Source organism: Actinopolyspora mortivallis, assembly GCF_003001495.1.
Lineage (GTDB): Bacteria > Actinomycetota > Actinomycetes > Mycobacteriales > Pseudonocardiaceae > Actinopolyspora > Actinopolyspora mortivallis_A.
Genome location: NZ_PVSR01000006.1, coordinates 121361 through 128741 on the forward strand (window position 1 = coordinate 121361; position 7381 = coordinate 128741).

Sequence of the window (7381 nt, forward strand, 5' to 3'; positions counted from 1 at the left end):
AGGTTTGCCCCTCAGCCAAAAAGTGATATCACTATGATGTCCTGTGGACATCGAAAAAGCGGCCGAGGAGGTCCTGATGAGCACCGAGAGCACCGGCACGGACGTGGCGATGCCCCAACCGGAGATCCGGGAACACCCCGCGCACCGAGCCCCGGGACTTCCGATGCTCGGGCTGGGCGTGCTGCTGCTGGTCGTGGCCGCGGTACTGGTCGTTTCCGGCGTCGCGAGCTCCACCTGGTGGATACTCGTGGCGGGACTCCTACTGGGGATCCTCACCCTGGTGGGGTTCGCGGGGTTCGTGGCCGTCTCACCCGGCGAAGCGCGGGTGCTGCAGTTCCTCGGCCGCTACACCGGCACCCTGCGTCCGGCCGGGTTGCAGTGGGTCAACCCGTTCACCACGCGGGAACGCATCTCCACCCGGATCCGTAACCACGAGACCAGCGTGATGAAGGTCAACGACGCCGAGGGCAATCCCATCGAGATCGCCGCCGTGGTGGTCTGGCAGGTGGACGACACCGCACAGGCCTCCTTCGGCGTCGACGACTTCGTCGAGTTCGTCGAGACCCAGGCGGAGACGGCGGTGCGACACATCGCCACCAGTTACGCCTACGACAGCCGGGGACAACGGGAACTCTCACTGCGGGAGAACGCCGAGGAGATCACCGCCAAGCTGTCCAAGGAGATCTCCGAACGGGTGCACTCGGCTGGGGTGAAGGTCATCGAGTCCAGGATCACCCACCTCGCCTACGCCCCGGAGATCGCACAGTCGATGCTGCAACGCCAACAGGCCGACGCGGTCGTGGCCGCACGACAGCGCATCGTCGAGGGTGCGGTGGGTATGGTCGAGTCCGCCCTCGGACAACTGGCCGAGGACCAGGTCGTCGAGCTGGACGAGGAGCGCAAGGCGTCGATGGTCAGCAATCTGCTGGTCGTGCTGTGCGGCGACAAAGCGACCCAACCGGTGGTCAACACCGGCTCGCTGTACCAGTGAGGGACTCAGGTGGCCTCCCGCAAGAGCTTCCTGCTGCGGCTGGATCCGGCAGTGCACGACGCGCTCGCCCGTTGGGCGGCGGACGAGTTGCGCAGCACGAACGCGCAGATGGAGTTCCTGCTACGCAAGGCACTGCAGGAGGCGGGCAGACTGCCCAGCGAAACCACGCGGCAACGGGGAAGGGGAAGACCCCGCAAGGACGAGCTCCCCCCGGACTGAACGGGCCCGGAGCCCGCGTCCGTGGAGACACGGCTCGCACACGAGTCGGTTGTCGACTCCACCCGCCCGACGGAGGCCACGCGCGGCGGCGCGGGAGCCCGTTGCTACCATGGCCGACCGCACCGCGTGGCAGTTCCGACGTGGAGGAAGGCCGCCCGCTCCCGGTCGCACCGGGGCGATGACCTCGCGAGGTGGGGCGGCGCCGTTCGAACGCGGTAGCACACTCCGGTCGATCAGAAAGAGGCGTACCAGTGGCCAACATCAAGTCTTCCAAGAAACGCATCCTGATCAACGAGCGCAACCGCCGGCGCAACAAGGCGGTCAAGACCTCGGTCAAGTCCGCGATGCGCAAGTTCCGTGAGGCCGCTGCCGCCGGCGACAGGGAGAAGGCCGCCGAGATGGAGCGGGCCGCGAGCCGCGCGCTGGACAAGGCGGCCAAGAAGGGCGTCATCCACCGCAACCAGGCGGCCAACAAGAAGTCCTCGATGGCCCGGCAGCTGAACCAGCTCTGAGGCCCCTCGCGGCCGCTCCCCCACGGAGCGGGCCCGCCGCGGTGACGACCCGCGCCGGCGCGGGCGAAGCGACTCCCTCTCGGCGGACCTCCCCGCTCGGCGCGGAGGTCCGCCGGTTTCGTCGGGTCACCGTGCACGCAGTTCGACCAACCCGAGCACCGCCCGTTCCAGGGCGTAGTCGGCGTCGGCCGCCTGCCCCTTCACCTGCGCGTTCAGCTCGGCCACCAGCCCCATGGCGCTGGTGACACCGACCCGGTTCCACCCTCGTGCCTGGGACTGGGCCTTCTTGACCTTCCAGGGGGGCATGCCGAGTTCCTTGGCCAGTCGGTACTGGTCCCCTCCCCCGGCGCTCGCGACCCGACCGATGGTGCGCACCGCGTCCGCCAGGGCGTCGGCGATCAACACGTGCGGCACCCCCAGACGCAGCGCCCAGCGCAGTGCCTCCAGCGCCCCGGCACGGTCCCCCATGACCGCCTTCTCCGCCACGACGAAACCGGTCACCTCGGCCTTGCCCTGGTGGTAGCGCCGCACCGCCGCCTCGTCCACCTTCCCGTCGGTGTCGGCGACCAACTGCGACACCGAGGAGGCCAACTCACGCAGATCGTTGCCCACGGTCTCCAGCAACGCACCCACCGCGGCGGGCTCGATCCGTCCCCCGCAACGGCTCGCCTCGGCCTTCACGAAGCTCTCCCGCTCGGAAGGACGCGTGAGCCGAGGGCACTCGGTCACCGTGGCCCCGAGCTTCCGCAGGGTGGCGGGAAGTTCCTTGGCCTGCTTGGCACGCCCGCCCCCGTTGTGCAGCACGAGGAGAACCACCCCCTCGGCGGGGGCACGCGCGTGGGAGAGCACCGCCTCGGCGATCTCCTTGCCCGCCTCCTGGGCCGCCTCCAGCGCCACGACACGCCCCTCGGAGAACAACGAGGGACTGAGCATCTCGTCGAGCTCGGGAGGAGTGAGTTCACTCACCCTCGCCCGACGGAACTCGGTGGCGGGATCATTCTCCCGCGCGGCGGCGAGGGTTTCGGAAACGGCACGCTCCACCAGCAGTTCCTCTTCGCCGACCACGAGATGCAGCGACGCCGGTGCCGGATTCATGCCCCCATTCTCGCACCGGGCCGAGCTCCCTCTCCCGTCCCGGATGCTGGATCACAGTGGTCGGATCACGGGCTCATGCCGTAGCGTTGCCCGCACAACATGGATAGCTCATCCAGAGGGGCAGAGGGAACGGCCCTGTGAAGCCCCGGCAACCGGCGTCGCCTGTCGTGATCACGAGCGCGAGGCAGACGACGCAAGTGGTGCCAATTCCGACCCGCCAGCGGGACAGATGAGGGGAAAGGACCTCGCGATGACAGCTGCCGCCCGAACACAGGCCGACACGTCGAACCGGAAACTCGACCTGGGACCGGCCGCGGAACTGGTTTCGAAGGAGGAGGGCCACCGGCAACCCCTGGCCCCCGAGTTCGTCTCCCTGGAGGACTTCTCGCCGCTGGAAGTCACCTACGACTTCGGCCGGGTCCGCCGGGAGGACATCGAATCCGGGCCCCGTTCGATCTGGCGGTACAAGAAACTGCTGCCCGTTCCGTCCGATGTGGAACGCCACCCGAACACCGACCCCGGCTGTACCCGGCTCGTACGCGCCGATGCCCTGGCCGAGGCACTCGGTGTCAAACGCGTCTGGGTCAAGGACGACACCGGAAACCCCACGCACTCCTTCAAGGACCGCGTGGTGGCCGTCGCCCTGGCCGCCGCCCGCGAGTTCGGCTTCAAGGTCCTCGCCTGCCCGTCCACCGGCAACCTGGCCAACGCGGTGGGAGCGGCAGCGGCCCGGGCCGGCTGGGACTCGGTGGTCCTGGTGCCCTCTTCGCTCGAACGGGCGAAGGTGCTCATGACGGCCGTGTACGACGGCTCGCTGTTGGCCGTGGACGGCAACTACGACGACGTGAACAGGCTGGCCACCGAACTCGCCGGTGAGCACGAGGACTGGGCGTTCGTGAACGTCAACGTCCGGCCGTACTACTCGGAGGGCTCCAAGACCCTCGCCTTCGAGGTCGCCGAACAGCTCGGATGGCGTCTTCCCGAGCAGGTGGTCGTGCCGATCGCCTCCGGCTCCCAGCTCACCAAGGTCGACAAGGGCTTCCGGGAACTCGGCGAGGTGGGACTGGTGGAACCCAGTCCGTACCGGCTCTTCGGCGCCCAGGCCTCCGGGTGCTCCCCGGTGGCCAACGCCTACAAGGAGGGCCAGGACGTGGTCCAGCCGGTTCGGCCGGACACCATCGCACGTTCGTTGGCCATCGGTGCTCCCGCGGACGGGCCGTACGTGTTGGACACCGTGCGTCGTACGAACGGGGCCGTCGAGGACGTCAGCGACGAGGAGGTCGTGGAGGGCATCCGGCTGCTGGCCCGTACCGAGGGCATCTTCGCCGAGACCGCGGGCGGGGTCACCGTCGCCACGGCCAAGAAGCTGATCGAGGCCGGGCAGATCGACCCCGACGCCGAGACGGTACTGCTCATCACCGGGGACGGTCTCAAGACGATGGACTCGTTGCAGGAGCACATCGGCCCGAAGGCCACCGTGGCACCCACCACCGAGGCCGTGGACCGCGCCCTGAACGACTGACCCGCGCCGATGACACCACGTCGGGATGTTCCCCCGACGTGGTGTCATCGCCGCCGCACCGGGTTTCCCGAAGAGACCACGGTCATCTCCTCGGCGGTTCCGAGCACGGCGACCGTCCCGCTCCGGTCCGTGCGCCGAACCAACGCCCCCGTGGCGCGCAGGGTGTCGAGCACGGTGGAGCTCGGGTGCCCGTAGTCGTTGTCGCTGCCCACACTGACCAGAGCCAACCGTGGGTCCACCGTCCGCAGGAACTTCTCACTCGTGTAACGCGAGCCGTGGTGGGGCACTTTCAGGACCTCCGCGCGCAGGGCGTCCTCGTCGTCGAGCAGTCTCCGCTGGGCACGCAGCTCGATGTCGCCGGTCAACAGCACTCTCCCCACTCGGGTGCTGGCCCTCAGCACCACCGAGGAGTCGTTGACCCTCCTTCCGGGGGTGACTCCGGTGTCCCCCTCCGGGGCGAGCACCCGCACCCCCAGACCGGGCCAGCTCCACCGTTGTCCTTCCCCCAGGCGCACCACCCGCGCCCCGGTCGAACGCACCCGCCCGAGCACGCCGGTGTCCGCCCAGCTCCGCTCTCGGGCGAGGCCCACCCGTTCGACCTCACGACCGGCGAACACCCCGGCCAGCCCGGCGTAGTGGTCGTCGTGCGGGTGGGTGAGCACCAGCAGCGGGACACGGTGCACCCCGAGACGGTCCAGGCACTCGTCGATCAGCGCCGCCGAGGGACCGGTGTCCACGACCACGGCGGTCCCACTCCGCGAGGTGGCCAACACCACCCCGTCCCCCTGTCCCACGTCACAGGCCACCACTCCCCAGGAGTCGCGGGGTGGCCAGGGCCGCCGCAGGGGTACCGGGCCGAGCAGCACCGCGACCAGCGAAAGCACCAGGACCACCACGGTCCAGGGACGGAACCGCCCGAAACGGGCCACCAGCCCCAGCACGAGCACCGCGACCGTGAACACGGCAGCTCCGGTGAGTCCGCCGGGAAGCGGCACCGTGGCCGCGGGAAGATCGCCCGCCTGGCGGGCGACCAACAGGATCCACTCCAGGGCCGGCGCCGCCGCCAGGGTGAGGACCTCCCCCGACCACGGGAACCAGGGAGTCGTCACCGTGGCCAACACCCCCAGCACGGTCGCCGGAGCCACCATCGGCTCGGTCGCCATGTTGGCCAGCACTCCCACCAGGCTGAACTCACCGGACAGGGCCACCACGGCCGGACCCGTGGCCACCTGGGCGGCAGCGGGTACGGCGAGCACCTCGGCGAAGCCACGCGGCACGCCCCGGGCACGCAGCCATCCCGACCACCCGGGAGCCAGCAGGACCAGCGCGGCCGTGGCGGCCACCGACAACACGAACCCGGGGCTGACGGCCAGCCGGGGAAGCGCCATCAGGAGCACGATCACGCTCGTCGCCAGGGAGGGCAACGCCTGTCCCCGCCTGCCCAGCAGCAGTGCCAGCAGACCGATGCCCCCCATCACCGCCGCACGCAGCACACTCGGTTCCCCTCCCGCCAGGACAACGAAACCGAGCAGCGCTCCCGCCGCACCGGAGGCGGCAACCACCGGTGGTGCCCGGACCGAGCGCAGCAACACCAGCGCGGCACCGCAGACGATGGCGAGGTTGGCTCCGGACACGGCGGTGAGATGAGTCAGCCCGGCGTCCTGGAAATCCTCGCGCACCGTGGCGGGCAGACCGCCGGTGTCACCCACCACCAGCCCGGGAAGCAGTCCGGCCGCTTCCGGTCCGAGCGAGGTCGAACTCGCGCGTCGCAGTCCCGCACGGAGGTTCTCCGCCACCCGCTGGGCCAGTGGTGGCGGCGTCACGTTCTCCGGAGGCTGGTGCACCGCCAGCACCGCCACCAGCGGATCCCGGCCGTGCGGGGGCAGCACGGCTGCCGTGGTCTCGAGCCGCTGCCCCCGCAACAGCCCCTGCCACGAGGAACCCGGAACCAGCAGCAGCACGTCCCCCCGCGTGGAGTACCAGTGTTCGTCGGCCCGAAAGGCACGCAGCCGGGCACGGACCACGGCCCTCTCTCCCGCCGGACGTCCCTTTTCCGGGGCGGCGGCGGTGGGAGTGGGGCGCTCGGTGAGTTCCACGCGGACCTGCACGCTGTCGGTTCGCTGCCCCACCGCGCGCAGTTCGTGCCCGTCGAGGTGGCGGAGCCGAACGGCCAGCCCGAACGCCGTGGTGGTGACCAGGACGGCCAGCAGAACGGCCCCGTTCACCCACCGCCCTCGCGGAGACGAGACCACCGAGGCGACGACGAGCAGAGCTCCCAGCGCCGCCACCACCACCGCCGTCGGCCAACCGAAGTGCAGACAGACCACTGTGGTGGCCCAGCTACCCACGGCTCCGGGGACCAGTCGGAAGTCGAGTGTGGACGAGGTCTCCGTCGAGGAGGCGAACGCCCGGACCGTGCTCACACCCGAACCAGCTCACGCAACCTGGCGAGTGTGGCCGGTCCGATACCGTCCACCTCCCGCAGCTGTTCCACGGAGGCGAACGGCCCGTGCTCGGCACGCCACCGGAGTATGCTGTCGGCGGTGACCGGTCCCACCCCGGGAAGTTCCCGCAGTTCCCGTTCTCCCGCTTCGTTGAGGTCGACGGGGGAGTTCTCCGTTCCCTCCGCGCTCCCTCCCGTGGACGCCTCCTCCGGAGGCTCCACACCCACGTAGAGCTGTTCGCCGTCGGAGAGCTGCCGGGCCAGGTTGAGTCCCAGCGTGTCCGTCTCCGGCAGCGGCCCACCCGCGGCCCGCAACGCCTGGGCGACCCTCGCGCCTCCGTCCAGGGTGATCAGTCCGGGCCGGTGGACCCGTCCGACCACGCTGACGACGATCCTCTCGGTGGCGGCGGTCGTGGTGGACACCGGATCCACCGTGGTCGGTTCCCGCACGGGAACCCTGGCGGGCTCGCTCCCGGAACCCCACCCGAACGCGAACACCAGACACCCGAGCACGGCCACGACGCTCGTCCCGAGACACCCCGCACGCCCGGGATCGGGCAGTGCCCGGCGCAGCGCCCCCGTGACCCGCTCCCGCCACC

Annotated in this window: 7 protein-coding genes and 1 riboswitch; of the genes, 4 read left to right on the plus strand and 3 right to left on the minus strand. The window is 70.2% G+C overall.

Annotated elements, in window-relative coordinates; translation table 11 throughout:
- Positions 1-76: 76 nt before the first annotated feature.
- The 3 genes from CEP50_RS07080 (at position 77) to rpsT (ending at position 1722) form a co-directional block, all read left to right on the plus strand.
- On the plus strand, positions 77-991 hold the full coding sequence (locus CEP50_RS07080) for an SPFH domain-containing protein (protein WP_106113117.1): 915 nt from the start codon (positions 77-79) through the stop codon (positions 989-991).
- 9 nt (positions 992-1000) lie between these two features.
- Positions 1001-1210 carry a hypothetical protein gene (locus tag CEP50_RS07085; protein ID WP_019855049.1) on the plus strand — a complete coding sequence of 70 codons (210 nt, stop codon included), beginning with the start codon at positions 1001-1003 and terminating at the stop codon, positions 1208-1210.
- 251 nt (positions 1211-1461) lie between these two features.
- Positions 1462-1722: a 30S ribosomal protein S20 gene (rpsT, locus tag CEP50_RS07090; RefSeq protein WP_106113118.1), complete on the plus strand. Its 261-nt coding sequence runs from the start codon at positions 1462-1464 to the stop codon at positions 1720-1722.
- 126 nt (positions 1723-1848) lie between these two features.
- On the opposite strand, the gene holA is transcribed toward rpsT, so the two are convergent.
- Complete coding sequence (holA, locus tag CEP50_RS07095; protein ID WP_106113119.1) at positions 1849-2817, minus strand: DNA polymerase III subunit delta; 969 nt, start codon at positions 2815-2817, stop codon at positions 1849-1851.
- Between the two features lie 105 nt (positions 2818-2922).
- Positions 2923-3053: riboswitch (SAM riboswitch) on the plus strand.
- Between the two features lie 14 nt (positions 3054-3067).
- On the opposite strand from holA, the gene thrC reads away from it, so the two are divergent.
- Positions 3068-4339 carry a threonine synthase gene (gene thrC, locus CEP50_RS07100; protein ID WP_106113120.1) on the plus strand — a complete coding sequence of 424 codons (1272 nt, stop codon included), beginning with the start codon at positions 3068-3070 and terminating at the stop codon, positions 4337-4339.
- 44 nt (positions 4340-4383) lie between these two features.
- Here the strand turns inward: thrC and CEP50_RS07105 are convergent, their stop codons facing one another.
- A complete protein-coding gene (locus tag CEP50_RS07105; RefSeq protein ID WP_106113121.1) occupies positions 4384-6762 on the minus strand; it encodes a ComEC/Rec2 family competence protein in 2379 nt (792 codons plus the stop codon).
- Positions 6759-7381 (minus strand): ComEA family DNA-binding protein (locus CEP50_RS07110; RefSeq protein WP_106113143.1); only part of this gene is annotated, 623 nt, incomplete at its 5' end. The genes CEP50_RS07110 and CEP50_RS07105, both read right to left, overlap by 4 nt.

What these genes read in the sequence shown, in the direction of transcription:
- CEP50_RS07080 (WP_106113117.1), top strand. Translation starts at nt 77, where the DNA reads ATGAGCACCGAGAGCACCGGCACGGACGTGGCGATGCCCCAACCGGAG.
- holA (WP_106113119.1), bottom strand. Translation starts at nt 2,817, where the DNA reads ATGAATCCGGCACCGGCGTCGCTGCATCTCGTGGTCGGCGAAGAGGAA.
- thrC (WP_106113120.1), top strand. Translation starts at nt 3,068, where the DNA reads ATGACAGCTGCCGCCCGAACACAGGCCGACACGTCGAACCGGAAACTC.